General features: G+C 70.6%; 24 protein-coding genes and 1 pseudogene. 17 read left to right on the plus strand and 8 right to left on the minus strand.

Going from position 1 to position 23,771, the window contains the following annotated elements:
- Nucleotides 1-49 precede the first annotated feature (49 nt).
- Nucleotides 50-2,053 carry a DUF11 domain-containing protein gene (locus tag LGI35_RS27260; protein ID WP_227296896.1) on the minus strand — a complete coding sequence of 668 codons (2,004 nt, stop codon included), beginning with the start codon at nucleotides 2,051-2,053 and terminating at the stop codon, nucleotides 50-52.
- A 306-nt stretch (nucleotides 2,054-2,359) separates the two neighbouring features.
- Here LGI35_RS27260 and LGI35_RS27265 point away from each other — a divergent pair, with 306 nt between their 5' ends.
- Both LGI35_RS27265 and LGI35_RS27270 read left to right on the plus strand, forming a co-directional pair.
- A complete protein-coding gene (locus tag LGI35_RS27265; protein WP_227296897.1) occupies nucleotides 2,360-2,662 on the plus strand; it encodes a hypothetical protein in 303 nt (100 codons plus the stop codon).
- Nucleotides 2,663-2,814: 152 nt separating this feature from the next.
- Complete coding sequence (locus LGI35_RS27270) at nucleotides 2,815-3,384, plus strand: DinB family protein (RefSeq protein WP_227296898.1); 570 nt, start codon at nucleotides 2,815-2,817, stop codon at nucleotides 3,382-3,384.
- 9 nt (nucleotides 3,385-3,393) lie between these two features.
- Here LGI35_RS27270 and LGI35_RS27275 read toward each other — a convergent pair whose 3' ends face one another.
- Together LGI35_RS27275 and LGI35_RS27280 are read right to left on the minus strand one after the other, a co-directional pair.
- Nucleotides 3,394-3,648, minus strand: coding sequence for a DUF397 domain-containing protein (locus LGI35_RS27275; RefSeq protein ID WP_227296899.1), 255 nt, complete (start codon nucleotides 3,646-3,648; stop codon nucleotides 3,394-3,396).
- Nucleotides 3,629-4,459 carry a helix-turn-helix domain-containing protein gene (locus tag LGI35_RS27280; protein WP_227296900.1) on the minus strand — a complete coding sequence of 277 codons (831 nt, stop codon included), beginning with the start codon at nucleotides 4,457-4,459 and terminating at the stop codon, nucleotides 3,629-3,631. Before LGI35_RS27280 ends, LGI35_RS27275 begins: the two co-directional genes overlap by 20 nt.
- Nucleotides 4,460-4,577: 118 nt before the next feature.
- Between LGI35_RS27280 and LGI35_RS27285 the strand changes: the two genes are divergently transcribed.
- The 10 genes and pseudogenes from LGI35_RS27285 to LGI35_RS27330 all read left to right on the plus strand — a co-directional run bounded on the left by LGI35_RS27285 (nucleotide 4,578) and on the right by LGI35_RS27330 (nucleotide 11,723).
- A complete protein-coding gene (locus tag LGI35_RS27285) occupies nucleotides 4,578-4,796 on the plus strand; it encodes a hypothetical protein (protein WP_116510767.1) in 219 nt (72 codons plus the stop codon).
- A gap of 179 nt (nucleotides 4,797-4,975) precedes the next feature.
- Nucleotides 4,976-5,797 (plus strand): hypothetical protein, encoded by an 822-nt coding sequence (locus LGI35_RS27290; RefSeq protein WP_227296901.1) that lies wholly within the window; start codon nucleotides 4,976-4,978, stop codon nucleotides 5,795-5,797.
- Nucleotides 5,798-5,950: 153 nt separating this feature from the next.
- A complete protein-coding gene (locus tag LGI35_RS27295; RefSeq protein WP_227296902.1) occupies nucleotides 5,951-6,697 on the plus strand; it encodes a hypothetical protein in 747 nt (248 codons plus the stop codon).
- 49 nt (nucleotides 6,698-6,746) lie between these two features.
- A complete protein-coding gene (locus tag LGI35_RS27300; RefSeq protein WP_227296903.1) occupies nucleotides 6,747-7,205 on the plus strand; it encodes a hypothetical protein in 459 nt (152 codons plus the stop codon).
- A gap of 129 nt (nucleotides 7,206-7,334) precedes the next feature.
- Nucleotides 7,335-7,475, plus strand: a pseudogene (locus LGI35_RS27305) (L,D-transpeptidase family protein); the annotation flags it as partial.
- Between the two features lie 188 nt (nucleotides 7,476-7,663).
- The gene (locus LGI35_RS27310; RefSeq protein WP_227296904.1) at nucleotides 7,664-8,113 is read left to right on the plus strand and encodes a hypothetical protein; all 450 of its coding nucleotides are present in this window, start codon (nucleotides 7,664-7,666) and stop codon (nucleotides 8,111-8,113) included.
- A 129-nt stretch (nucleotides 8,114-8,242) separates the two neighbouring features.
- A complete protein-coding gene (locus tag LGI35_RS27315) occupies nucleotides 8,243-8,860 on the plus strand; it encodes an RNA polymerase sigma factor (protein WP_227300533.1) in 618 nt (205 codons plus the stop codon).
- Nucleotides 8,857-9,609 (plus strand): hypothetical protein, encoded by a 753-nt coding sequence (locus tag LGI35_RS27320; protein ID WP_227296905.1) that lies wholly within the window; start codon nucleotides 8,857-8,859, stop codon nucleotides 9,607-9,609. The genes LGI35_RS27315 and LGI35_RS27320 overlap by 4 nt, the downstream gene beginning before the upstream one ends.
- Nucleotides 9,610-9,888: 279 nt before the next feature.
- The gene (locus LGI35_RS27325) at nucleotides 9,889-10,575 is read left to right on the plus strand and encodes an RNA polymerase sigma factor (protein WP_227296906.1); all 687 of its coding nucleotides are present in this window, start codon (nucleotides 9,889-9,891) and stop codon (nucleotides 10,573-10,575) included.
- The gene (locus tag LGI35_RS27330; RefSeq protein ID WP_227296907.1) at nucleotides 10,575-11,723 is read left to right on the plus strand and encodes a hypothetical protein; all 1,149 of its coding nucleotides are present in this window, start codon (nucleotides 10,575-10,577) and stop codon (nucleotides 11,721-11,723) included. The genes LGI35_RS27325 and LGI35_RS27330 overlap by 1 nt, the downstream gene beginning before the upstream one ends.
- A gap of 232 nt (nucleotides 11,724-11,955) precedes the next feature.
- On the opposite strand, the gene LGI35_RS27335 is transcribed toward LGI35_RS27330, so the two are convergent.
- The gene (locus LGI35_RS27335) at nucleotides 11,956-12,807 is read right to left on the minus strand and encodes a L,D-transpeptidase family protein (protein ID WP_227296908.1); all 852 of its coding nucleotides are present in this window, start codon (nucleotides 12,805-12,807) and stop codon (nucleotides 11,956-11,958) included.
- 232 nt (nucleotides 12,808-13,039) lie between these two features.
- Here LGI35_RS27335 and LGI35_RS27340 point away from each other — a divergent pair, with 232 nt between their 5' ends.
- Nucleotides 13,040-14,620 carry an acyl-CoA mutase large subunit family protein gene (locus LGI35_RS27340; RefSeq protein ID WP_227296909.1) on the plus strand — a complete coding sequence of 527 codons (1,581 nt, stop codon included), beginning with the start codon at nucleotides 13,040-13,042 and terminating at the stop codon, nucleotides 14,618-14,620.
- An 88-nt stretch (nucleotides 14,621-14,708) separates the two neighbouring features.
- Nucleotides 14,709-15,365, plus strand: coding sequence for a leucine efflux protein LeuE (leuE, locus tag LGI35_RS27345; RefSeq protein WP_227296910.1), 657 nt, complete (start codon nucleotides 14,709-14,711; stop codon nucleotides 15,363-15,365).
- A 76-nt stretch (nucleotides 15,366-15,441) separates the two neighbouring features.
- Here leuE and LGI35_RS27350 read toward each other — a convergent pair whose 3' ends face one another.
- The 4 genes from LGI35_RS27350 to LGI35_RS27365 form a co-directional block, all read right to left on the minus strand.
- Nucleotides 15,442-16,341 carry a class I SAM-dependent methyltransferase gene (locus LGI35_RS27350; RefSeq protein ID WP_227296911.1) on the minus strand — a complete coding sequence of 300 codons (900 nt, stop codon included), beginning with the start codon at nucleotides 16,339-16,341 and terminating at the stop codon, nucleotides 15,442-15,444.
- A 94-nt stretch (nucleotides 16,342-16,435) separates the two neighbouring features.
- On the minus strand, nucleotides 16,436-17,581 hold the full coding sequence (locus tag LGI35_RS27355; RefSeq protein ID WP_227296912.1) for an acyltransferase family protein: 1,146 nt from the start codon (nucleotides 17,579-17,581) through the stop codon (nucleotides 16,436-16,438).
- Nucleotides 17,578-18,915 (minus strand): alpha-2,8-polysialyltransferase family protein, encoded by a 1,338-nt coding sequence (locus tag LGI35_RS27360; RefSeq protein WP_227296913.1) that lies wholly within the window; start codon nucleotides 18,913-18,915, stop codon nucleotides 17,578-17,580. Before LGI35_RS27360 ends, LGI35_RS27355 begins: the two co-directional genes overlap by 4 nt.
- Nucleotides 18,912-19,892 carry a glycosyltransferase family 2 protein gene (locus LGI35_RS27365; protein ID WP_227296914.1) on the minus strand — a complete coding sequence of 327 codons (981 nt, stop codon included), beginning with the start codon at nucleotides 19,890-19,892 and terminating at the stop codon, nucleotides 18,912-18,914. Before LGI35_RS27365 ends, LGI35_RS27360 begins: the two co-directional genes overlap by 4 nt.
- 198 nt (nucleotides 19,893-20,090) lie before the next feature.
- On the opposite strand from LGI35_RS27365, the gene LGI35_RS27370 reads away from it, so the two are divergent.
- The 3 genes from LGI35_RS27370 to LGI35_RS27380 are packed head-to-tail and all read left to right on the plus strand — an operon-like array spanning nucleotide 20,091 to nucleotide 23,688.
- Entirely contained in the window at nucleotides 20,091-21,407 is a 1,317-nt protein-coding gene (locus tag LGI35_RS27370) for a DUF6716 putative glycosyltransferase (protein ID WP_227296915.1), read from the plus strand.
- A gap of 26 nt (nucleotides 21,408-21,433) precedes the next feature.
- Entirely contained in the window at nucleotides 21,434-22,735 is a 1,302-nt protein-coding gene (locus LGI35_RS27375; protein ID WP_227296916.1) for an N-acylneuraminate cytidylyltransferase, read from the plus strand.
- A 14-nt stretch (nucleotides 22,736-22,749) separates the two neighbouring features.
- A complete protein-coding gene (locus tag LGI35_RS27380; protein ID WP_227296917.1) occupies nucleotides 22,750-23,688 on the plus strand; it encodes an N-acetylneuraminate synthase family protein in 939 nt (312 codons plus the stop codon).
- Nucleotides 23,689-23,771 lie beyond the last annotated feature (83 nt).

The raw sequence follows: 23,771 nt of genomic DNA on the forward strand, positions 1-23,771 counted from the left end.
CCGAAGGTCTTCGGCAGTGACCGGAGTGACCGGACTGACCGGGCCGGGGCTACGGGCAGCTCACGCGGCCGTCGCCGGGGTCGGTCGTGCAGGTGTCGGTGCCCATGCCGCCGTTGGCGGTGTCGTTGCCGGAGACGTTGTCGACCGTGTTGAGCTGGTCGTTGCCGAAGTAGCCGGTCAGCGTGTCGTTTCCGGGGCCACCCATCAGGGTGTCGTTGTCGAACCCGCCGTCGATGTTGTCGTTTCCGGAGCCGCCGTAGACGGTGTCGCTGCCGAAGCTCGCCCGGACGGTGTCGTTGCCGCCCAGGGCGCAGATCACGTCGTTCCCCCAGCCACCCGTGAGGGTGTCGGCGCCGCTGGTGCCGGTGATCGTGCAGCCGTGCGCGTTGTTCACCGTGCTGGTCGCCGTCGCGGAGTTGTCGCTGGGGACCGGGTCGGACTGCGTGGCGGTGACCGTGGCCTTGTCGGACAGGGTGCCGGTGGCCCGGGGTTCGGCGACCACCTTCACCGTGGTCGAGGCACCCGCGGCCAGGGAGCCGAGCGCGCAGGTGGCGCTGCTGGCCGTGATGGTGCAGGTGCCCTGGCCGGGCGTGGCCGACAGTACGGTGCCGGGTCCGGTGAGAGCGTCCGCCAAGGTGATGCCGGTGGCCGCCGTCGTGGTGCTCTTGTTGGTCACCGTCACGGTGTACGTGGCCTGATCGCCCAGGCTGACGGTGGCCGGTCCGGTCTTCGTGACGGAGAGGTCCACACCGGTCGGCGGCGGCGTGGCGGCGACCTGGTAGCGGACCAGTCCTCGGTCGTCGCCGGTGTTGCCGGAGACGACGATCTTGCCGTCGGTCTGCAACGCCACCGCGCCGGCCGAGTCGAAGAAGCCGAGGTAGACGTCGGTGGTGACCTTGCCGCCGGTCCCGAATCCGCTGTCCAGGCTGCCGTTGGCGTTGTAACGGGCCACCGCGAAGTCGGCCTGGCTGATGCCGGCGGCGACGATCTTCCCGTCCGGCTGCAACGCCAGGTCGGAGCTCCCGTCCAGGGTTCCGGCCCCGAAGCTCGTGGTGACCTTGCCGTCTCCGTCGAAACCGCTGTCGAGTGTGCCGTCGGGGTTGTAGCGGGCCAGCGCGAAGTCGAAGTCGCTGGTGCCGGAGACGACGAGTTTCCCGTCCGCCTGCACCTTCAGCCCGCCGGCGACGTCGGCCGTGGCGAAGGGCGTGGTCACCCTGCCGTCGCCGTCGAAGCTCGTGTCGAGGCCCCCGCCGGGGTTGTAGCGGGCAAGCATGAAGTCCGAGGCGTTCGCCGGGTAGTTGTACCCGGCGCGGCCGGCCACGGCGATCGCACCGTTGGTCTGCAGCGCCACGTCGTAGGCGGTCGCGCTGCCGCCCGCGAAGCCGGTGGTGACCTTGCCGTCGCCGTCGAAGGTCGTGTCGAGGCTGCCGTTGGGGTTGTAGCGGGCGAGCGCCACGTTAGGACCGCTCTCGCCGACGGCGACGATCGCGCCGTTGGCCTGCACCGTCACCGCGTAGGCCTCCTGCACGCCCGTGCCGAAATCGGTGAGCGCGATGCCGTCGCCGGCGAAGCCGGTGTCGAGGCTGCCGTTGCTGTTGTAGCGGACGACCGTGAACCGGTTGCCTCCGCTCACGGGGTCCACGGTGCGGCCGACCACGACGATCTTGCCGTCCGGCTGTACCGCCACCCCGTTGGCGATGTCCTCGTCGCCGCCGCTCACGTCGGTCAGGACCAGGCCGTCGCCGTCGAAGCTCGTGTCGAGGCTGCCGTTGGTGTTGTAGCGGGCCAGCGCGAAGTCGGCCGCGCCGCCCTCCGGAGGATTGTTGAGGCCGACCGTGACGATCTTGCCGTCTGCCTGCAACGCCATGTCGCGGCTCTCGTCGTAGCCGCCGAAGTCGGTGACGACCTTTCCGTCGCCGTCGAAGCCGGGATCGAGGTCGCCCGGCGCGGCGAGCGCGGCTCCGGGCGCGGTCAGGACGAGCGCGAGGCCGGTGGCTGCGGCAGCCCCGGTTCGTCCCAGCGTTCTTCGCAGACCAGTGGTGAGTGTGGGCATGGAGACCTTTCCGCCTCTCATCGCCGAGCAGCGGGCCGCTGCTTCCCGTGGCAGGCCACAGCCTGTTGATCTCGCCGGGGCCAGACCTCTGCGGCTGGCCGCGCTGGTCTCTTTGGACCCCGGTGATCCACTCCCATGGACGAGGGCCGGTGATCGGGCGCGGCCCGAAGTGACTCCGGACCGCCTTCGTCTCCGGCCGGCGTGTCCGGATCGCTTCGTTTGTACCGTCTATTCCATTCGTTTCGTCGTTCGCGTGTGAGGGGTGCCGTGTTGGAGAACCGGGGCCCTCGTCGGGCTGGAGGGGCCATGAACCGGCCGCTCGGTTACGCGATGTGCTGGGTGGCCGTCATGGGGGCGATCACCCTCGGGGCGGGGGAGTCCGGTGCCGACCGGCTGGCGTCGGGGCTCGCGGGGCTTCCCGCGTGGGCGTACATCGGCTTCCGTGGCTGGCCCGTCCTGGCGTCGGAGGACATCCCGGATTCCTGGACCCGCTTCGACGGCACGGCCGCCGAGTTCGTCTTCCGCATGCTCACCGAGCGCGCGCATCCGCACTCGGTCGCCCGCTATTACGACACGCACTGGTTCCAGAGTTACGAGGACGTGGAGTAGGCCCGAGGTGACGGCACGTCGTCGATCTCTCGCAGAGGGCCGGCCCGGCCAAGGTTCCGCCTCGTGCGCTCGGTTGTCGCTCGCGGTCCCGCAGGGCCTCGTCGGACACGCGCACCGCAAATCGGTGGCGGGCCCGGCCCCCACCGACAACCATGCGACGTATGAATGACCAACCCGCACGATGGAGCCAGGCGTCCGTCTACCCCGACATGTGGGCCGACCCGGACGACGACCCCCGCAGCGCCGAAGGCGTCAGCGCGGAGGGCGAACTGGAGACGCTCCGGACCTTCCTGACGGACTACCGTCTGACCCTGCGCATGAAGTGCGAGGGCCTGGACCCGGAGCAGCTGGCCCGCCGGTCGGTGCCGCCGTCGACGATGTCGCTGCTCGGCCTTCTCCGGCACCTCGCCGAGGCGGAGCGGGACTGGCTCAACTGGATAACCGACGGTGAGCCGCTGCCGAAGCTGTACGGCGAGCCTGACGGGGACTTCGACGGCGCCGTCGCCGAGCAGGCCGTGGTCGACGCCGCGTACGCCGATCTCGCACGCGAGCAGGCCGCGACGGACGCCGCGCTCGCGGGGCACGCGGATCTGGGCGAACGTCTTGGGAAGGTCGAGATCCCGGTCCGGGAGCTGCTGGTGCACCGGGTCGAGGAGTACGCCCGCCACTGCGGCCACGCCGACCTGCTGCGTGAGTGCATCGACGGAAGGGTGGGCCAGTAAGCCCGCCGCTCAGCGCCGCGGGCGGTCGGCGGCCTTCACCGCACCGAGGAACGCCGTCCACGCGCCGCTGGTGAACACGACGGCCGGACCGTGAGGGTTCTTGCTGTCACGTACGGGGACGTGGGCGGCAACGGCGTGGTCGCTGACTTCGAGGCACTGGCCGCTCTCGCCACCGCTGTAACTCGACTTACGCCACATCGGCAGGGCCGAGGCATTGAGGACTCGGATGCCCTGCCGCTGCTGCTCACTGCTGCTGTGCGTCATGCTCGCAATCCTCCGCGACGGACTTGATCAGCGCCAGGGACTTACGGTGCGACAGGGCGTCGCCCATGGCGTGATCGTAGGCCGTCTGGCATTCACGTACCACGGAGGGGAGTTCGAGGACCCGACCCCATGTGAGGCCCTCCACATACGCGACCTGCGGCAGGTCCTCGAACCACATCAGGGACACCGGGCCCTCCAGCAGAGCGTGCAAGCCCACAGAGAAGGGCAGCACGTGGACGCGAATGCGGCGGCTTTCGCCCAATTCCACGATGTGACGGAGCTGCTCGCACATCACTGCCGGGCCTCCCACGGGGCGCCGCAACACTGCTTCGTCCAGGAGGAACCAGGTCACTGGCGACTTGAAGTCGTCCAGGACGCGGGCCCTTGCCAGACGTGTGACAAGGAGGCTGTCACGTTCTTCGTCGGTCTTCGGCGGGAAACCGGACTGGAGAACTTCGCGGGCATAGGTCTCGGTCTGGAGCATGCCGGGCACCAGCTTCGGTGCGTACGTCCGGATCGCCGTCGCCTGGCGCTCCAACTCCAGTGCTTCCGCGAAGTGTTCGGCAACGCTCCCCTCTCCCTGCGTGGGCAGGAAGTTCTCGAAGACGCCACCTGTCTTGAGTACTTGGTCGAGGCGGCGCGCGTCCTCCAGCGACGGCCGGCGGCGGCCCGCCTCGATGTGGGCGATGTGCGTGCGCGACATGATGGCCCGCGCACTCAGCTCTTCCTGCGTGAACCCGGCGGTCTCCCGGCGTCGCCGAAGTTCCTCCCCGTAACTCGTCCGGGATCCGGGATTGTCCTCGATCGCCATCCGCAACTCCCGTATGTGCGACTTGCGTTGTCACGCTCGGACCACTGGCGAGCCTAGCTGTGGCGACCTCACTCTGTGAGCGGATTCCTACGCAGAGCGAGATCGAGAGGCAGCGCAGATGCAGCACGGGGAAGGCGCGTTCGTCGCCCACGCCGGTACGGACGTCTACGGGCCCGGCAAGGTGCTCGGTGTCGACGGGGAATCGCGGCGCGTGCGCTTCGTGTACTTCGTGGCGACGATCGCGGCGCGAGACCTGCGGCCGGCCTCGGAGAGCGAAGAGGTGTGGGTGCGGGCGTGGCTGCGGGAGCGCGCGCAGAGATACGGCGGGCAGTGGTGATTACGTCAAGTGACCGTTCGCATACGCAAGTTGCGGTACCGTGAGCGCGACAGCACGCCTCACATGAGGCGGCCCTCAACGCCGGTTCCAGCCAGCGAAGAGGGCCTTCATCACCAGTGGAGAGAAGCCACCGGAAAATGCTTCGTCATGCTATCGCGCCTGCCCGTTTCTTCAGTCAGGTGCCGAACGAAATCCTCCGCCATCCGCGCCTCTCGTCGGACGCCGTACGGCTGTTGGCCTGGCAGTTGTCGCTCCCCAGTGACGCCGGGGATCCGCTGTCGAAAACCGCCCATCAGGCCGGGATCGGCAAGTGCGCCTTCAACCGCGCCAAGGGCGAACTGAAGCGCGAGGGCTATCTGCACGAGTGGCGCCAGCAGGGTGTCCGTGGGCTGTGGACGACCGTGCAGCTCGTCTCCAATGTGCCGCTGAAGCCGGAGCAGGCGCTCGCCTTACGGGACGGGGCTCCGACGGGCGGAAACCCGGCCGCCGGTGAGCCGACCGGCCGGACCGTCGGCCGTCATCCAGAGAAACCCGTTCTTGAGAACACCCCCCACCATCCCGAGGCGCCTCCCGAAGCGCCTCCCGAGGCTCCTGCGGTGACGGATGCCGGGCGCCAACTCATCGCCACCATCCTGGACTTGGAGCCAAGGCTCCGCGTACCGCGCGGCATACTGCCGCAGCTGGCGGCCCTGGCGAGCGCCTGGCTGGAGGCGGGGCACACACCAGGCGGCGTACGGGCGCATGTGCAGCGCAGTTTGCCGGGCCCGAAGCAGCCGATCCACAAGCCGGGCGGCTTGCTGCGGTACATCCTGAGCGACGTACCACCGGCGCCTGCCGGGGAAGAGTCCCGCCGCCCCGAACCCGTCCAGCCACGCATCGCCCAACTGCGGGAATGCGAGGGCGTCCACACGCAGGCGCGCCTGTTCCGGCCGGAGGGCGACGAGGAGTTCTGCGGAGAGTGCCTGCGGGGGCGTGTGACTGAGGGTTCGGTGCGGCTGTAGGGCCGCTCCCGGTGGCCGGTTTGCCGGGACGCGGAAGCGTGTACCTCCCACGGACTGCCGTCCGGCCTCGTTGTATACCTGTCTCCGGTTCGTGAAGGATCACGCGGAGGGGGTGGGGTCATGGCGGTACGGGCGAGGGCTACGGCTCAGAGCATGGGCGGGGGGCCGGGCAAGGGCGGTGTCCGTCGGCAGTCGCCGGGCCGGACCCGGGCCGTGGGCGTGCTGCTGATCCTGGTGTCCCTGGCATCGGCGGTGCTCTGTTACCTCGCGTTCTCCTGGTGGCTGCCCTCCGACAGGGACCGCTACCGGGACTACGTGGCAGCCGAGCCCTGCCCCGCCCGTGCGCCGGCGACCGACTGCCTGAGCACCTGGCATCTCACCGTCGTGAAGAGGGAGATCAAGAACGCCGGGAGGACTTCCACCTACAAGGCGACGCTGAAGGACGGGGACGCCTGGCAGGGAGTCGTGGACTTCGGTGACCCGGGGCCGCTCCTGGAGCACCTGAAACCGGGCGACAAGGTCACCGCCACCGCCTGGCGCCGTGACATCGTCGTACTCAGCAAGGACGGCGTCCGGCAGAACAGCTCCGAGGCGCCCCGTGACGAGATCCAGATGAACGCGGCCATGGGCATGCTCGCCGCGTTCTTCGCGGTCCAGGCGTTGGCGTTCGGCGCGGTACGCCTGGTCAGGCCCCGTGACCACGCGCCCCTCACCTGGGATCCGTACGGCAGGCGGATGTTCTTCACCAGCATCATCGTCTGCTTCGCGGTGGGGCTCCCGATGGCGTGGACCGGCATCCCGTGGTGGACCGTGCCGGCCGTCGGACTCCCGGCCATGGCGTGCGCGGCGGTGCTCATGTACCCCCGCCCCGGGCACACGGCCGCACGCGGGGGCAGCTGACCGGGGCCGGTTCCGGGGTCAGGAGGCGAAGGCGCGTAGGGTCTGGGAAATGACTTCGTCCGGGGCCCGCATCGGCAGACACCAGATCCCCGGTCTCCTCCTGATCATGGTCCCGGAGTCCAGGGAGGGGATCGAGGCCGTGGCGGGGATGTCCGCGGAACAGGCCGTCTCCGGGGATCTCGACTGGTTCGATCTCTACGACTTCCTGCGTGACGTGGTCTTCCGCGACCTGGTCCGGCCCGAGCTGCTCACGCCCGAGGCGAAGCGTGACAAGGAACTGCTCGGCCGATGCGCCGAGTTCACCGAGAACCTGCTCATGAATTCGACCCAGTCCGTGGCGTCCGCCGCGTTCTACCAGTTGGTGGAGCCGCTGTACGAGAGTGAGGAACTCCTTGTCGCGGCGATTCCCCTGATGCCGCCGGAGATGCTGCGGGTCACGCGCGAGGAGCTGGCCGAGGAGCGCCTCTCGGCGCGGACACGCTCCGTGTTGGCGGGATATCTGCCCTGACCGCGCATCGAGGCGCTGTGGATCTATGACAGTTCCTCTGCGGAGAGTTCCGTTTCTGAAGGGTGCGCCCGGAATGTCTTCCGGGTCGCGGGCGCGTGTGGGGCTCCTATATAAACGGGCCGCCTCGTGCCGGGGCGCGGCGCCGGCATCTTCCTCCACGTCAACGGCTCGGGCGCGACCGCGGGCTGCGTCTCCGTGCCGCGCGCCACGACGGACCGCATCATGAGCTGGGTCCAGCCGGGCGCGCATCCGCGCATCGCGATCGGCTGACGGCCCGGCTCCGTCCCTTCGCGCGAGGTCACACGACGCACAGCCGCCTCGAAGGTTGTACGGCCTTCACTGATTGGTCGTGTGAGAAGCGACATGTGTGTGACGCGTGATGCTCCGGTGACCCAATCCGCTTGGCAAGGCGGGGAGTTGCGAAGGCCGCTCCCCGTACTTGACGAGGAGCGGACGCCATGGGAGTGGGCCACAAACCTGAGCCGAACGCCGCGGACATGCGGCGGCACGCCGCGGGATTCGTCGCGCACGCCACCGCGCGCAACCGGCTCCCGCTCGACTACACCGTCGTCAGCCTCCGTGTCGCGGACTTCCTCATCGACGGCCTGCGTAAAGGGACTTCGGACCGGGCGTCGGTCGCGGGGGCTCTGTTCGGTATCGGCGCGTACGTGGGCGAGGTACTGGTGCGGCGGGCCGGGGCCGCGTGGGTCGACTTCGACGAAGCTCAGCGGGCCTACTTCGGCCAGCCCGTGGGCGTCCGCATGCCCGACGGGCGCGTGTGGAACCCCCTCGGCAAAGTCGTCAACCGCTTCGAGCTCGGCCGCGAGGAATCCCTCCAGACCTTCTACCTGACCCTCCACGGACGTGGCGGCGACCGCGGGCGGGGCAAGACCTGCGCCGCCCTGTGATGTGTGTGCCCTGTGACATGTGTGCCCAGTGACATTTCCGTGGGCCGGGACGCTGATGACCGTGGGGGCATGGACGCATCGATCCGTGCCGAGTCGGGTCAGTTCGCGGACGTACGAAGAGGACAACTGTTGGGCCAGGGTGGGGAGCCCCGTCGCACACAGGCGCGCGACGAAGAGCTGGGCAGGGCAGTGGCGCGGGCGCAAGAGGGTGACGAAGCGTCCTTCGCGGTCGCCTACCGTCTCGTGCAGCCCGGTCTCCTCGGATATCTGCGCGGCCTCGTCGGCGACGAGGCCGAGGACGTCGCCTCCGACGCCTGGCTGGAGATAGCCCGCGACCTGGGACGCTTCCGTGGGGACGGCACCGGGTTCCGCGGATGGACCGCCACCATCGCCCGGCACCGTGCCCTCGACCTGCTGCGCCGCCAGAAGGTGCGCCCGCGTCCCTCCGGCCTCGAACAGGACATGCTCGAACTCCCCGGCATCCACAGCACGTCCGACCAGGCTCTTGAGACGATCTCCACCGCGGAGGCGCTCACGCTGATCAGTGACCTCCCGCGCGACCAGGCCGAGGCGGTGCTGCTGCGCGTCGTCGTCGGGCTCGACGGGCCGTCCTCCGCGCGCGTCCTCGGCAAACGCCCCGGCGCCGTGCGGACTGCCGCTTACCGCGGCCTCAAGAAGCTCGCGGACCGGCTCGGCGCGCGAGGTGTGACGGATGACGGCCCCACGACGCTGGGGGAGTCGAGATGACTGAAAACCCACTCAGGCAGGACCACGGGTCGGCCGGCCCGGAAGGAGCCGGAGGCTTCGAGACTCTGCTCGCCGCCGCCGTACGCTCGGCGAAACAGCGGGACGGCGCCCAGGAACGGGCCGTCGCCGCGTTCCGGGAGGCCCGCGACCAGGGAGCCCATTCGTCGGCCAGGACGCGACGCCGGGACGACTGGCGTCCGCGCCCCCGAGGCCTCGCCCGCTGGTCACTGCGCACCACCGTGGGCACGCTGGTCGCGGGCGTCGCCCTGGGCGGCGTCGCGATGGCCGGCATCGGCGCGGGCGGGGACGCCCCGGGCGACGATGCCGAACAGCGTCCGACGCCCAGGCGGAGCGCCTCCAGCTCCCCCGGGCGGCCCATGCCCGAGCAGGTCCGGCCGTCCGCCACGGTGCCCGCCCCGTCCCACGCGCCCGGCCGGTCCGCCGGTCACCCGGACCAGGCCGGTGACACCCTCGCCAAGTGCCACGCGTACGCATCCGTACGGGGCCGGGGCGAGGCGCTCGACTCGCCCGCATGGCAGCGCTTCCTCGCGGAGGCGGGCGGAGAGGCCTCCGTGGACGCGTACTGCGCGGCGGAGCGGGCCCGCCAGGAGACCGGCAACGGCGGCGACAAGGCGGCCGGCGGGAAAGCCGACGGTCAGCAGAGCGGGCACCCGAGCCCGAAGCCGAGCCGGGCGAAGAATCCCAAGAAGTGGCTGAACCCCGAGAAACAGGGGAGTCCCGGCGAGTAAAGGTGCGGGGGCGGCACGCCTCGGCCTGCACACCTCGAAGGGCACCGCCGGGACGGCCGAGGCCGCCACCCCCCACAGGAGAGGCCCCGGCCGTCGCGCGGTACGGGCCGCGCGGCGGCCCGTACTACCTTCAGCGCCGCGCGTGCGGTTTCTGTCACACCGCGTTGTGTCACGTGCTAGTTGCGGGTTGTACCAAACGTGGACGGGGAGCGGTATCAGGCCGTAGCGTGCTGGTTCGCGTCGGTGAGCGGCGCAGGGTTTAAGCGCAAGGGTGGCGCAGTGCTGGGGGACGACGCGGAGCTGACGGCCGCGGTGCATGCGGCGCAGGACGGGGACGAGACCGCGTTCCGGACTGTGTACCGCGCGGTGCATCCACGCCTGCTCGGGTACGTACGGACACTGGTCGGTGAACCGGACGCGGAGGACGTCGCGTCCGAGGCCTGGCTGCAGATCGCCCGGGATCTCGACCGGTTCAGCGGCGACGCCGACCGCTTCCGCGGCTGGGCCGCACGCATTGCCCGTAACCGCGCCCTCGACCACATACGGATGCGGGGCCGCCGGCCCGCCATAGGCGGTGACGAGACCGAGCTCACCGGCCGGCCCGCGATATCCGACACCGCCGACGAGGCGATGGAACTCCTCGCCACCGGTGACACGCTCGCGCTCATCGCCCAGCTTCCGCAGGACCAGGCCGAGGCCGTCGTCCTGCGCGTCGTCGTCGGGCTCGACGCGAAGAGCGCCGCCCAGACCCTCGGCAAGCGTCCGGGCGCCGTCAGGACCGCGGCGCACCGCGGCCTCAAGCGCCTCGCCGAGTTGCTCGGTGCCGAGGGTTCGCATGTGCAGACGGCGCACGAGGGCCGCGACGGCACGCTCGACGCCGTACCGCCCCCGAGAGAACCGCGCGGGCACGCGGTGACGTCCGCCGGTGTGACGCATTCGCGGACGCGGACGCAGAAGGACATGTGATGGCCGACGAGCACAACAAGTGGCTGGACCGGGACGCGGCCGAGCGTCTGCTGCGCGGTGAGCCCCTGGAAGCCGTCGACGCAGCCACCCGCGCCAGGGCCGCCCGCCTCGCCGAGACACTCGACGCACTTGCCGTGACACGCGTAGACGGAGGCGAGCTGACGGGCGAGGCAGCCGCGTTGGCCGCGTTCCGCAAGGCGCGCGAATCCGGCGCGGAGGAGCCCGGCACGGCGACCCCGAAGGCACGCCATGCCAGGCGCCGCGGAGCTCTCGCCCCGGTCTCCTCGCTCCACGGTCCCGTGGACCACGGGAACGACGCGAACGCGAACACGAACGCCGCGATCGACGGGTACGCCGGTTCCGACGTCGGCAGTGTCCGCCTCGCGAGACCCGACGCGCGGCCCGTCCGCTGGGGCCGCCCGGTGCGGTTCGGGATGGCCGCCGCGCTCGCCGGATGCATGATCGGCGGCGTCGCCGTCGCGGCCGGGACCGGAGTGCTCCCGTCGCCGTTCGGGGGCCACGGCGAACCCGGGCCCGCCGCCAGCGTCTCCGCCGCCGCGTCTCCCGAGCGGCCCCTCACCTCACCGTCTCCCGACATCTCGGACACCGACGGCGGACGCTCGGGCAGCGCCGTGCCCGACGGCCACTCGCGCGAACCCGGCTCGGGCGCCCCGTCCCAGGACGACACGGCGGGCCGGCCCGGCCCGGCGACGACGCAGCCCGGCACCGGACGGCGCGAATCGGACGCCGCGGACCGGGAGGCCTGGCGGCAGCGCATGGCCGACGCCTGCCGCAAGTACCGTGTCGGAGCCCTGAGCGACTCCGAGAAGGAGCGGCTCAGGGCCGCCGCGAAGCGCATCGCCACGAAGAAGCGGGACCGTGACCCCGACCGGTTCTGCGCCCGCGTCCTCGGGGAGGCCGACGACTCCGGCAGCGGGGACGACGGCGGCAACGAGAACGACGACAAGAACAGCGGCAAGGGCGGCGACGAGGACAGCCCGAACGGCGGGGACTCCGGCGTCAGCGGCGCCGTGCCGACCGCCTCGTGGGTCCCGTCCGATCCGGGCGGCGACGCCTCGGGCACCGGGCCGACGACGCCGTCCGCGACGGCCTCGGCCTCGTACAGCGCCGTGGCCACGCAGCCCTGAGCCTGCCCTCATGCCTGCCCTAAGTGGGCGCTGACCTGCGGGAACAGAGAATTTCCGAGGCGGGTGTGACGTTTTTGGACGGCATGGCGCAGTAACAAGTGAGCCGACTGGTCATCGGCCGTGCACGAGCCGGGGTTCCCCCCGTACCTTCGGCTCTGTGCCACTGGCGCGGGCGGGACACGTTCCCCCGGTCCCGCCCGCGCCCCACTCCCTCTCGCCACCTGGGCGCAGGTCACCAGTAGACGACGACCTGGTCGCCGTTGCGGACCTGCGCGAACAGCGACGCGATCTTCCCCTCGTCCCTCACGTTCACGCACCCGTGCGACGCCCCGTTGTAGCCGCGGGCCGCGAAGTCCGCCGAGTAGTGCACCGCTTGGCCGCCGCTGAAGAACATCGCGTACGGCATGGCCGTGTGGTAGATCGTCGAGACGTGGTGGCGGGACTTCCAGTACACGCTGAAGACGCCCTCGCGGGTGGGCGTGAACTGCGAGCCGAACCGCACGTCCGTGGTCATCAGCGCCTTGCCGTCGATCATCCACGTCAGCGTGCGGCTGGTCTTGCTGATGCAGACGACGCGGCCCGTCATGCAGCGCGGGTCCGGCTTCGCCGCGGGCTGCCCGCCGGACGCGTACAGCTCGTCGCGCGTCGGGGCGTGCGTCATCCTCACCAGCCGCGCCCAGGTCACCGTGTCCGTGTTCCCCGTGCGTGGCAGGCCCCGCTTGCCCTGGAAGCCCTCGACCGCCTTGGCCGTCGCCGGGCCGTACGTTCCGTTCGGCCCCTCGAAGAGCCACGCGATCTGCCGCAGCCTGGCCTGGAGTTCGCGCACCTTGGCGCCGCTCGCGCCGCGGGCCATGAGGACCTTCGGCGGCGGCGTCGGTCTGACCGACGGGGTGCGGGAGGGGGACGGGCCCGGCCTCTTCGCGTCGTCCGGTCTCTTCGCGTCGTCGGACGGGGTCGGTGACGCCGATCCGTTCGCCCTCGACGGCTGCTTTCCGCCCGTGTCGACGGCCCCTGCCTTGCAGCCGCCGACCAGGGCGATGACCCCGGCGACGGCGAGTGATCCACGCATGACGGTCGCACGCATCCGGGCCCCCGCAGTCTCGCCACTAGTCCGATGTGCCAACAGAGATGTTTCCCGCGCGCGTCCGGTTGCGAACTCGGCGTAACTGCCGCGCATGGTGGGAGGGAGAAACGTGACGGACGCGCTGTGAGCAAGGTCCCAGCCTGCGGCTCTCCACCGCTAGCAGGCGCGCCGCTACAGTCCGTCGCGGGGGTCGAACCGACTGGCAAGTAACAACCGAGCTGGAGGCACAACCATGGCGCGCGAGTCTGAGTCAGGACTGCCCATCGAGCCGGTCTACGGCCCCGATTCGCTGGCCGACTGGAACGCGGCCGAGAAGCTCGGCGAGCCCGGAAAGTACCCGTTCACGCGCGGCGTCTACCCGTCGATGTACACCGGCCGCCCGTGGACGATGCGCCAGTACGCCGGCTTCGGCACCGCCGTCGAGTCCAACGCCCGTTACCAGCAGCTCATCGCCAACGGCACGATGGGCCTGTCCGTCGCCTTCGACCTGCCCACCCAGATGGGCCACGACTCGGACGCCCCGATCGCGTCCGGCGAGGTCGGCAAGGTGGGCGTGGCCATCGACTCGATCGACGACATGCGGATCCTGTTCGGCGGCATCCCGCTCGACAAGGTGTCCACGTCGATGACGATCAACGCCCCGGCGGCGCTCCTCCTGCTGATGTACCAGCTCGTCGGCGAGGAGCAGGGCGTCCCCGCGGACCAGCTGACGGGCACGATCCAGAACGACGTGCTGAAGGAGTACATCGCGCGGGGCACCTACATCTTCCCGCCGAAGCCCTCCCTGCGGCTGATCGCCGACATCTTCAAGTACTGCCGGGCCGAGATCCCGAAGTGGAACACCATCTCGATCTCCGGCTACCACATGGCCGAGGCCGGCGCCTCGCCCGCGCAGGAGATCGCGTTCACGCTCGCGGACGGCATCGAGTACGTGCGCACGGCCGTGGCGGCCGGCATGGACGTCGACGACTTCGCGCCGCGCCTGTCCTTCTTCTTCGTGGCCCGGACGACGATCCTGGAGGAGGTCGCCAAGTTCCGCGCGGCCCGCCGGATCTGGGCCAAGGTCATGAAGGAGGAGTTCGGCGCGAAGAACCCCAAGTCGCTGATGCTCCGCTTCCACACGCAGACCGCGGGCGTGCAGCTCACCGCCCAGCAGCCCGAGGTCAACCTCGTCCGCGTCGCCGTCCAGGGCCTCGGAGCCGTGCTCGGCGGCACGCAGTCGCTGCACACCAACTCCTTCGACGAGGCCATCGCGCTGCCGACCGACAAGTCCGCGCGCCTCGCGCTGCGCACCCAGCAGGTCCTCGCCTACGAGACCGACGTAACCGCCACCGTCGACCCGTTCGCCGGGTCGTACGTCGTCGAGAAGATGACGGACGACGTGGAGGCCGCCGCCCTCGAACTCATGACGAAGGTCGAGGACCTCGGCGGCGCGGTCGACGCCATCGAGCACGGCTTCCAGAAGAACGAGATCGAGCGCTCCGCGTACCGCATCGCGCAGGAGACCGACTCCGGCGAGCGGGTCGTGGTCGGCGTCAACCGCTACCAGCTCGACGCCGAGGAGCCCTACGAGCCGCTGCGCGTCGACCCGGCGATCGAGGCCCAGCAGGCCCAGCGCCTCACGAAACTGCGCGCCGAGCGCGACCAGGCGGCCGTGGACGCGGCGCTCGCCGCGCTCAAGAAGGCGGCCGAGGGCGAGGACAACGTCCTCTACCCGATGAAGGACGCCCTGCGCGCCCGCGCCACCGTCGGCGAGGTCTGCAACGCGCTGCGCGATGTATGGGGCACGTACATCCCGACCGACGCGTTCTGAGGCCGGGTCCGAGGCCGCTTCCTGAGGCCCGTATCAACCTCTGACCAGGAGTGTCGTATAGGCATATAGGCGTGCGACACTCCCTTTCATGCTCGGTGTCATCAATCTCCCGACCTATCTGGCCGGTCTCGTCCTCATCGTCCTGCTGCCAGGACCGAACTCTCTCTACGTGCTCTCCGTCGCCGCCCGCAAAGGCGTACGCACCGGATACGCGGCCGCCGCGGGTGTCTTCACCGGGGACACGGTCCTGATGACACTGGCCGCGCTCGGCGCGGCCTCCGTGCTGCAGACGACGCCCGTGCTCTTCCTCGTCGTGAAGTACGCCGGAGCGGGCTATCTGACGTGGATGGCGATCGGCATGATCCGGTCGGCGCGGGCCCTGTGGAAGCAGCGCGGTGAGCCCGTCGTGGAGAGCGAGGCGCAGCCGGTGACCGGGAGCGCTGACGAGCACCCCTACCGCCGCGCCCTGATCGTCAGTCTGTTCAACCCGAAGGCGATCCTCTTCCTGATCTCCTTCTTCGTTCAGTTCGTCGACCCCGGTTACGCCTACCCGGCGCTGTCCTTCGTGGTCCTCGGCGGTCTGCTCCAGACCGCGAGCTTCCTCTACCTCTCCACCCTGATCTTCAGCGGCACCCGCCTGGCCGGCGCCTTCCGCCGCCGCAAGCGGCTCTCGGCGGGGGCGACCACCGCGGCGGGCGTCCTGTTCCTGGGCTTCGCGGTGAAGCTGTCCCTCGCGGGGGCCTGAGCGGCCTCCGCCGGTCCCGGCCTCCGACGGTGCGGCTTCCGCCGGTCCGGCCTGCGCCCGGCCTCTGACGGTGCGGCTACCCCTTGACGGCGCGGCGCACGGCCCGGGTGACCACCGGTGGCGTCAGGTCCACGGCGATACGGCGGGCAAGGCTCCGCCTGCGTACGGGGGCCGGCCGCGGGGCGGGCGCGGCCTTCGGTTCCTGCGTCACCTCCACGTGGTGGCGGGAGCGCGGGAACGCGGGCGCCTTGACCGCCTTCGACTTCACGCGGACCAGGCGGTGCCCGGCCGCCTGTTGCACGCTCAGGGCGATGTCGCCGCGCTCCCTGAGCATGTCGAGGAGCTCGTCCTGGAGGGGCTCGGGGTCCTCCCACGTGGCGTACAGCTTCTGGGTGCTCAGGCACAGCGGGCGCAGGCCGCGGTTGAGCACGGCCTCCCACGCGGCGACGGAGACCCCTGGCGTGTGCTCGGAGCGGAAGTCGTCCAGGACGACGATGCCGCCCGGGCCGAGCAGCTCGCGCGCCGCCCCGATGTCGCCGTACACGTGCCCGTAGAGGTGCGAGGCGTCGATGTGGACGAAGCGGCAGGTGCCCGGGGCGACCTCGCCGGAGATCACGGAGCTGGGCGCCTGGACGACCTTCGGCAGCTCGTCGTGGAACGAGAGGTAGTTCTCCTCGAAGGCCTGCCGGGTCAGTGAGGCGTACGACTTGGTGGATTCGGCCTGGTTCGCCTCGTCGGGGGCGTCGCCCTCGAACAGGTCGCACACGGTGAACTTCTCGGCGCCGTGCAGGTGCTGTCCGAGAAGGACCGCGCTCTTGCCCAGGTAGACACCGAGCTCCAGCAGGTCGCCGCGGACCTCCTGCCGCGCCTGCTGTTCGAGGAGCCAGGTGAACAGGAGCTGGTCGAGCGGGGGGAACCAGCCGGGTACGTCGTCGAGGTGGATCGGGCGCCGGGCGGTGGTGTGCACAGCAGTCATGGGACGCGAACCTATGAGCTCCGAATCGGCACGGTCAAGGCGCTCGCGGATCGCATCCGCCAATCGTTCAGCAAACTCCGCAGGGCATGAATCCTCAGTGAATCCTGCCCGAAGCGGGGTTCAGGCGTTTGCGCAGGAAAGGTGCAAGCGGCTTCTCGACGAAGCGGTTCAGGAGCCATGCGAGGGTGAGCATCGCGGCCACCGTGAGGGTGAACGTCACGGCCGACGGCAGCCCGAGACGCCGGTGCAGCACCTCTATCACCACCCAGCCCAGATGCTCGTGGACCAGATAGAACGGGTACGTCAGCGCACCGGCGACCGTCAGCCACCCCCAGTTGACCCGGTTCAGCAGCCCGAGCGCGATCGCGCCCACCGCCACGAAACCGAGCGTCACTATCAGGATGATCGAGCCCGACCCGCGGTACGAGAAGAAGTGAGGATTCGGTGCGTGCCACAGTGCGGCCACCGCGTAGTGCTGACCGATCAGCCAGCTCACGAGGACGATGCCCCACGCGGTCATGTCGCGGCGGTCGAGGTGGAGCAGATACAGACCGACGCCGCCGATGAAGTAGGGCGCGTACTCCGGCATCAGGACGACCTTCAGGGCCGGCTCGCCGGACGCCTGGGTGATCGCGGCGGCGAGCGTCCACACGGCGCAGAACAGCACGATGCGGCGCCGGTTCGCGCCCGGCAGGACGACGCACAGGGCGAACAGCGCGTAGAAGCGGACCTCGGCCCACAGCGTCCAGCACACGCCGAGGACCCGGTCCACGCCGAGCGGCTGCTGGAGCATCGTCAGATTGAGGAGCGCGTCACTGGGCGACACCGCCTCGTACGCGACCACGGGCAGCGCGAAGACCGCCGTCACCAGGATCACGGCCGCCCAGTACGACGGCAGCAGACGCGACGCGCGGGAGGCGAAGAACGAGCGCAGGGGCTTGCCCCAGCCGCTCATGCAGATCACGAAGCCGCTGATGACGAAGAAGATCTGCACCCCGAGGCAGCCGTAGGCGAACCACTGGTGCAGTGAGGGGAACTGGACCTTCGGCGAGGTGCCCCACGCCTGGGACACCTCACCGTCGCGGCCGCCGTAGTGGTACGCGGCGACCATCAGGGCGGCTATGAGACGTAGGCCGTCGAGGGCTCTCAGCCGCGGTGCGTGCGCGCCGGAGCGCGCGGTCCGCACCGAGGCGTCCGCTCCCGGGGAAAGCTTCGGGAGCGTCGTCTGTGAAGTACTCATCCGAGGGCGGCCCGCTTGAACGAGCGCGCGCGGCGGGCGACTCGGCGCACCGTCGCGTTGCGCGGAATGAACGCGAGCTGGGCCGGGACGGCGCCGGGCAGCGCGAGGGACGTGAGCCGGCGGCGCTTGAAGTAGCGCCATGTGTGGTCGTCCAGACGCGTGGAGAGATAGCGCTCGGCCGCCGCCCGCAGCTCCGGATAGATCTTCGGCTGCATCGCGAAGCCGACCGCGCGCACCAGGTGGTTCAGCTCGGCGGTCGCCGTGCCGGACTCCTGCGCCGTCACGGCCGCCTGCTCCGACAGCTCCGGCAGCAGCGCGTCCACGATCGTGACCGGGACGCGGTTGCTGTTCTGGTACGGCGCGAGCCGGTCGAGGAGGGTGCCGGTGCCGATGCGGGCGACCGGGATGCCGTAGAGCGCGGACGCGGTCAGCAGCGCCGTCGAGAAGCAGCCGACCACCAGGGCCGGGCGCATCCGCTGGTACAGCACCTCGGCGAGCACGGGTGAGTCGAGGACGGTGAGTTCGGCGCCGAGCTTCTCCGCCTCCGCCTCCAGCGTGCGCGACCAGGTGGCCGGCGCCGTCGGATGGGGCTTGAAGACGATCCGCGTGTGGCCGAGGGCGACCGCGCCGCGCATCATCCGCACGTGCAGGTCCTCCTCCTCCTGCGCGGTGAGAATGCCGAGCGCCGACAGGTACTGCCCGAGCAGCACGGCCGGTTCGGGCCCGACGGGTGGCAACTCGCCGCTCACATCGCCCAGTTCGGCCAGCACCTTCACGAAGACGTCCGTGGGTACGATCTCGGGCTCCACGCCGAACTCCGTCAGCAGCAGCGGCTTCAGGTCCGGCACGAGGTCCAGGTGCAGCAGCCGCCGTACGCGCGTGCCGACCAGCGGGTCGATCTTGTTGCGGGTGGGGCCGTAGCTCATCAGGCCGTCCGCGTACACGTCGACGGGGACGCCGGTGAAGATCTGCGCCACCGCCATCGCCGGGTTGACCTGGATCGACTCCACGGCCAGCTCGACGTCGTCGTCGCCCAGATCCCAGGCGAGACGCAGATGGCGCTCCCACAGCGGCACGTCGTCCGGGCGCGGGGCCCAACCGCCGGGGTGGAACGGCGAGATGGTCTCGTTCCACGACACGACGTCGTCGAAGCGGCCGCGCAGCCGCTCGAAGCCCGGCATCTCGTCGACGGTGGGCGTCGTCTCCGGGGTCGCCGCGTTGTTGGCGACGAGCAGGATGCGCCGGTCCGCGGGCGCGAAGCGGTCCGCGTCGAGGGCCGCGGCGAGCGTCGCGGTCCCGTACAGCGTGGAGGCGAGGAAGATCTGCGTGGTCACGCGGCAGCCACCCCCGCCGCGGCGGGGCGGCGCCGCAGCCGGCGCAGGCGCGTCGCCCGCTGTACGTCCATCGAGTCGAGCGCGTCGTCGAGCACGTCCTGCGGCATGCGCTTCAGCGCCGCGGAGCTCATTGTCTTCAATTTGCGCGCCACTGCCGGTTCGAACCTTTCGATGGATCCCAAATGGTGGGAAATAATCGCGCAGTACGTACGGACGGCCTTCGGCAGAAGTTTTTCCGCGTCCTTGTCCTGCGCCGTATCGGCCACCACCTGGTCGAACGCCTTGATGAAATCGAGCTGCCGGACATCGCCGATCTGCGTCAGTGACGACGCGACACCGCGCCGGTAGAAAACCCCGAGAAGCCCCACCGCGGCAAAGGATTTCGCCTCGCGGTGCAGCCGCCAGATCCACGGCCGGTCCTCGGCGGTGCGCAGGCCGTCGGTGAAGTGGAGGAGGCCGGCGTCGGCGAGCCGGCGGTGATACATGCCGGCCCACGCGTACGCGTAGTCGACGGACGTCGAGCGGTCGGCGGGCAGGATCGCCTCGCGCGGATCCATGACGACACCGCGCCTGCCGGTCGGCACGCGATGGACGGTGCGGGCCCGCGCGGTGCACTGGACATGGTCCGTGCGGACGAAGTCGCAGCCCAGGCCCTCTATGGAGGCGAGGAGTCGCTCGTAGTATCCGGGGGCGAGCCAGTCGTCGCCGTCCAGGAATGTCAGGTACTCGCCGCGCGACGCGTCGAGTCCGGTGTTGCGCGCGGTGGCCAGGCCTCCGTTCTTTTCGTGTCTGACCAGGACCGCGCCGGGCAGCTCGCGCTCGGCGCGCGCGAGAATGTCCGGGGTCTCGTCCTTCGAACAGTCGTCGACGAGAATGAATTCGAAGTCGTCGCGCGCGTTGGCACGAAGACTTCTGAGGGTGTCGGGCGCGTATTGCTGCACGTTGTAGAACGGCACTATGACGGAGAGCTTGACCACGTGAAGGACGCTAGGCGGCGGCCCGGCATTCGTCTTGACCGATGGTGAGATGTCAGGTGAACGACGCGTGGCGGAATAGTGAACCCGCCTGCTTCCCGGCCACTTCCCGGCCGGATTCCCCATTCGTCGGTGCGCTGTTAACCGTTTGTTGCACTCCGGTTGGGCCGCGGTCCCGAATCGCTTCCTAGCTTCTTCGGTGTGCCAGCAAGTACCTCTGAGACCCGACGGGTCGCCGTGCTCGCGGACTCCGACACCCGGTGGAAGTGGGGCGCGCTCACCGCGCGCCGCCTCACCGCCGACGAGAGTCCGCTCAACGGATTCCTCCTGCGCGGCCGGGCCACCCCGACACCCCGCCAGCTCGACGAAGTCGGCGTCCGCGCCGACAGCCTCGACGAAGTCACCGCCGTCGAATTCCTGCGCCGCATGGAGCAGGACGCCGACCGCTACGACGTCGTCGTGCTCGCCCTCGTCGGCGGCGCCGTCCAGGCCATGCTCCACGGCCTCGCGCGGGCCTGGCAGGGCCGGGCGAAGCGGCCCGTCGTCGTCACCGGCTACGTGGGAGTCGTCTACGAGAAGCTCGCCGACGGACTGCTCCTGCGGCACGGCGCCGACCTCGTCCTCGCCAACTCCCGCCACGACGCGGACCGTTTCCGCGCCGTGTACGAGGGCGTGGACGCCGACACCTCCTCGGTGACCGAGTGCGCGCTGCCGTTCCTCGGCGGCACGCCCTACGAGGAGAAGCACGACCCGTACACGGTCGTCTTCGCCGCACAGCCCTCCGTACCGGACACCCCCGCCGACCGCGCCTACCTGCTCAAGCGGCTCGTCGGGCACGCCCGGCTGCACCCCGAGCGCGAGGTACTGCTCAAGCTGCGCAGCAAGCCCGGCGAGCACACCACCCACATCGAAGAGGCGCCCTACCAGAAGCTGGCCCAGCGGATCGACGGCGGACTGCCCGCCAACTGCCGCCTGGTCTACGGGCACATGGGCGAGGTACTCGACCGCACCGACCTCCTGGTCACCGTCAGTTCGACGGCCGCGCTCGAAGCCCTGCACCGGCGCATCCCCACCGCGCTGCTCACCGACCTCGGGGTGCGCGAGGCGCTCGGCAACCACCACTTCACCGGCTCCGGGTGCCTCGCCTCCTGGGACCAGCTCGACGCGGGCCACCTGCCGAAGGCCGACGAGGAGTGGGTGGCACGCCAGGGCGTCGCGGCCGACGGCACGTACGACACCGCCTTCGACACGGCCCGCGCCCGGGTCACCGGCCTGACCGGAGCCGACCGGCTCCCGCCCCTGGCCCCCTACTACAGCCTCACCACCGCCCCCGGCTATCTGCCGCGCATCCTCGCCCGCCACCACCTCGCCCCCGACGGGACGCCGCTGCCCGGCGCACCCGCCGCCGGCAAGGAGCCCGGCCCCGTCCGGCAGATCGTGCGCCGCGCCGCCCGTGGCGCCTACCGGCACGGGGTGCAGCGCGTGGCGCCCGTCATCCGGCGGATGGGCGAGCTGTGAACGCCCGTACCCCTCAAGGAGACCTGATGACCAACCCGGAAGCGGGCACAGCGGCACCGGTCCGCCGCGTCCTCGCCGTGATCCCCGCCCGTGGCGGCTCCAAGGGAGTGCCCGCCAAGAACCTCGCCCCGGTCGGCGGCGTGCCCCTCGTGGCCCGTACCGTCCGCGAGTGCCGCGCCACCCGGCTCGTCACGGACGTCGTGGTCTCCACGGACGACGCCGCGATCGCCGCCGCGGCCCGCGAGGCGGGAGCCGAGGTCGTCCTGCGGCCGGCCGCCATCGCCGGCGACAAGTCGAGCTCCGAGGCGGCCGTGCTGCACGCCCTCGACGCCCACGAGGCCCTCCAGGGCGCGGCGGTCGACGTCGTGCTCCTCGTCCAGTGCACCAGCCCCTTCATCGTCCGCGAGGACATCGACGGCGTCGTCGACGCGATCGTCGAGAAGGGCGCCGACACGGCCCTGACCGTCGCCCCCTTCCACGGATTCGTGTGGCGGGACGCCGATGACGAGCCGGCCGCGCCCGCCGCGGTCGAGCGCGCCTCCGTCGAAGGCGGCACCGACACGCTGGTCGCCACCGCGGCCACCAGCGGCGGCTACGGCGTCAACCACGACAAGTCCTTCCGCCAGATGCGTCAGGACCGCCCCCAGGACCTCCTGGAGACCGGCGCGGTCTACGCCATGGACGCGAGCGGCTTCCGCGAGGCCAAGCACCGCTTCTTCGGCCGCACGGAGCTCGTCCGCACCGACCCCGCGCGGGTCCTGGAGATCGACGACCCGCACGACCTCTCCCGCGCCCGTGCCCTCGCGCCCCTCTTCGACGCGAACCGGCCCGGCTCCCTCCCGACCGCGGAAGACATCGACGCGGTCGTCCTCGACTTCGACGGCACCCAGACCGACGACAAGGTGCTGATCGACTCCGACGGACGGGAGTTCGTCACCGTGCACCGCGGTGACGGCCTCGGCATCGCGGCCCTGCGCAAGTCGGGCCTGCCGCTGCTGATCCTGTCCACGGAACAGAACCCGGTCGTCGCCGCCCGGGCCAGGAAGCTCCAGATCCCGGTCCTGCACGGCATCGACCGCAAGGACCTCGCACTCAAGCAGTGGTGCGAGGAGCAGGGCATCGCGCCCGAGCGCGTGCTCTACGTCGGCAACGACGTCAACGACCTCCCGTGCTTCGGCCTCGTCGGCTGGCCCGTGGCGGTCGCGAGCGCCCACGACGTCGTACGAGGCGCCGCGCGCGCGGTCACCGCTCTCCCCGGTGGTGACGGCGCGATCCGAGAGATCGCCACCTGGATCCTCGGCCCTTCTCTCGACTCCCTCAACAAGTAAGGAACTCCCCAGTCATGAGCACCAACTCCCGCCTGCGCACGTTCGGTTCGAAGACGGCCGGCCCCGGCCGGCCCGTGTACATCACCGGCGAGATCGGCATCAACCACAACGGCGACCTCGAGAACGCCTTCAAGCTGATCGACGTGGCCGCCGAGGCCGGCTGCGACGCCGTCAAGTTCCAGAAGCGCACCCCGGAGATCTGCACCCCGCGCGACCAGTGGGACATCGAGCGCGACACCCCCTGGGGTCGCATGACGTACATCGACTACCGCCACCGCGTCGAGTTCGGCGAGGCCGAGTACCAGGCCATCTCCGAGCACTGCAAGAAGCGCGGCATCGACTGGTTCGCCTCCCCGTGGGACACCGAGGCCGTCGCCTTCCTGGAGAAGTTCGACCTCCCGGCCCACAAGGTCGCCTCCGCGTCGCTCACCGACGACGAGCTGCTGCGCGCCCTGCGCGCCACCGGCCGCACGGTCATCCTCTCCACCGGCATGTCGACGCCGAAGCAGATCCGCCACGCCGTCGAGGTCCTCGGCAGCGACAACATCCTGATGTGCCACGCCACGTCGACGTACCCGGCGCAGGCCGAGGAGCTCAACCTCCGCGTCATCAACACCCTCCAGGCCGAGTACCCGAACGTCCCGATCGGCTACTCCGGCCACGAGACCGGCCTGCAGACCACGCTCGCCGCCGTCGCCCTCGGCGCCACCTTCGTCGAGCGTCACATCACCCTCGACCGCGCCATGTGGGGCTCCGACCAGGCCGCCTCCGTCGAGCCGCAGGGCCTCACCCGCCTCGTGCGCGACATCCGCACCATCGAGGCGTCCCTCGGTGACGGAGTCAAGAAGGTCTACGAGTCGGAGCTCGGCCCGATGAAGAAGCTCCGCCGCGTCACGGGCGTCGTCGCCGAGTCGGAGATCGCCGTCGCCGCGGGCGAGCCGGTCGGCGTCTGACCGTCCGACGTCCGCCCGTGTGGGCCGGCGCCCGGCCGGGCGCCGGCCCACGGGCCCCAACCCCCACAGGTCCCTCGGAGGGC

It is taken from the genome of Streptomyces longhuiensis (assembly GCF_020616555.1).
Classification (GTDB): Bacteria; Actinomycetota; Actinomycetes; order Streptomycetales; family Streptomycetaceae; genus Streptomyces; species Streptomyces longhuiensis.

Excerpts from the sequence above, each read along its gene's own strand:
- LGI35_RS27300 (WP_227296903.1), top strand. The coding sequence starts at position 6,747 with ATGACTTCGTCCGGGGCCCGCATCGGCAGACACCAGATCCCCGGTCTC.
- LGI35_RS27275 (WP_227296899.1), bottom strand. The coding sequence starts at position 3,648 with ATGACGCACAGCAGCAGTGAGCAGCAGCGGCAGGGCATCCGAGTCCTC.
- LGI35_RS27350 (WP_227296911.1), bottom strand. The coding sequence starts at position 16,341 with ATGACTGCTGTGCACACCACCGCCCGGCGCCCGATCCACCTCGACGAC.
- LGI35_RS27280 (WP_227296900.1), bottom strand. The coding sequence starts at position 4,459 with ATGGCGATCGAGGACAATCCCGGATCCCGGACGAGTTACGGGGAGGAA.
- LGI35_RS27285 (WP_116510767.1), top strand. The coding sequence starts at position 4,578 with ATGCAGCACGGGGAAGGCGCGTTCGTCGCCCACGCCGGTACGGACGTC.
- LGI35_RS27380 (WP_227296917.1), top strand. The coding sequence starts at position 22,750 with ATGAGCACCAACTCCCGCCTGCGCACGTTCGGTTCGAAGACGGCCGGC.
- LGI35_RS27375 (WP_227296916.1), top strand. The coding sequence starts at position 21,434 with ATGACCAACCCGGAAGCGGGCACAGCGGCACCGGTCCGCCGCGTCCTC.
- LGI35_RS27340 (WP_227296909.1), top strand. The coding sequence starts at position 13,040 with ATGGCGCGCGAGTCTGAGTCAGGACTGCCCATCGAGCCGGTCTACGGC.
- LGI35_RS27330 (WP_227296907.1), top strand. The coding sequence starts at position 10,575 with ATGGCCGACGAGCACAACAAGTGGCTGGACCGGGACGCGGCCGAGCGT.
- LGI35_RS27270 (WP_227296898.1), top strand. The coding sequence starts at position 2,815 with ATGCGACGTATGAATGACCAACCCGCACGATGGAGCCAGGCGTCCGTC.
- LGI35_RS27260 (WP_227296896.1), bottom strand. The coding sequence starts at position 2,053 with ATGCCCACACTCACCACTGGTCTGCGAAGAACGCTGGGACGAACCGGG.
- LGI35_RS27295 (WP_227296902.1), top strand. The coding sequence starts at position 5,951 with ATGGGCGGGGGGCCGGGCAAGGGCGGTGTCCGTCGGCAGTCGCCGGGC.
- LGI35_RS27265 (WP_227296897.1), top strand. The coding sequence starts at position 2,360 with ATGAACCGGCCGCTCGGTTACGCGATGTGCTGGGTGGCCGTCATGGGG.
- LGI35_RS27335 (WP_227296908.1), bottom strand. The coding sequence starts at position 12,807 with ATGCGTGCGACCGTCATGCGTGGATCACTCGCCGTCGCCGGGGTCATC.
- LGI35_RS27355 (WP_227296912.1), bottom strand. The coding sequence starts at position 17,581 with ATGAGTACTTCACAGACGACGCTCCCGAAGCTTTCCCCGGGAGCGGAC.
- LGI35_RS27320 (WP_227296905.1), top strand. The coding sequence starts at position 8,857 with ATGACTGAAAACCCACTCAGGCAGGACCACGGGTCGGCCGGCCCGGAA.
- leuE (WP_227296910.1), top strand. The coding sequence starts at position 14,709 with ATGCTCGGTGTCATCAATCTCCCGACCTATCTGGCCGGTCTCGTCCTC.
- LGI35_RS27310 (WP_227296904.1), top strand. The coding sequence starts at position 7,664 with ATGGGAGTGGGCCACAAACCTGAGCCGAACGCCGCGGACATGCGGCGG.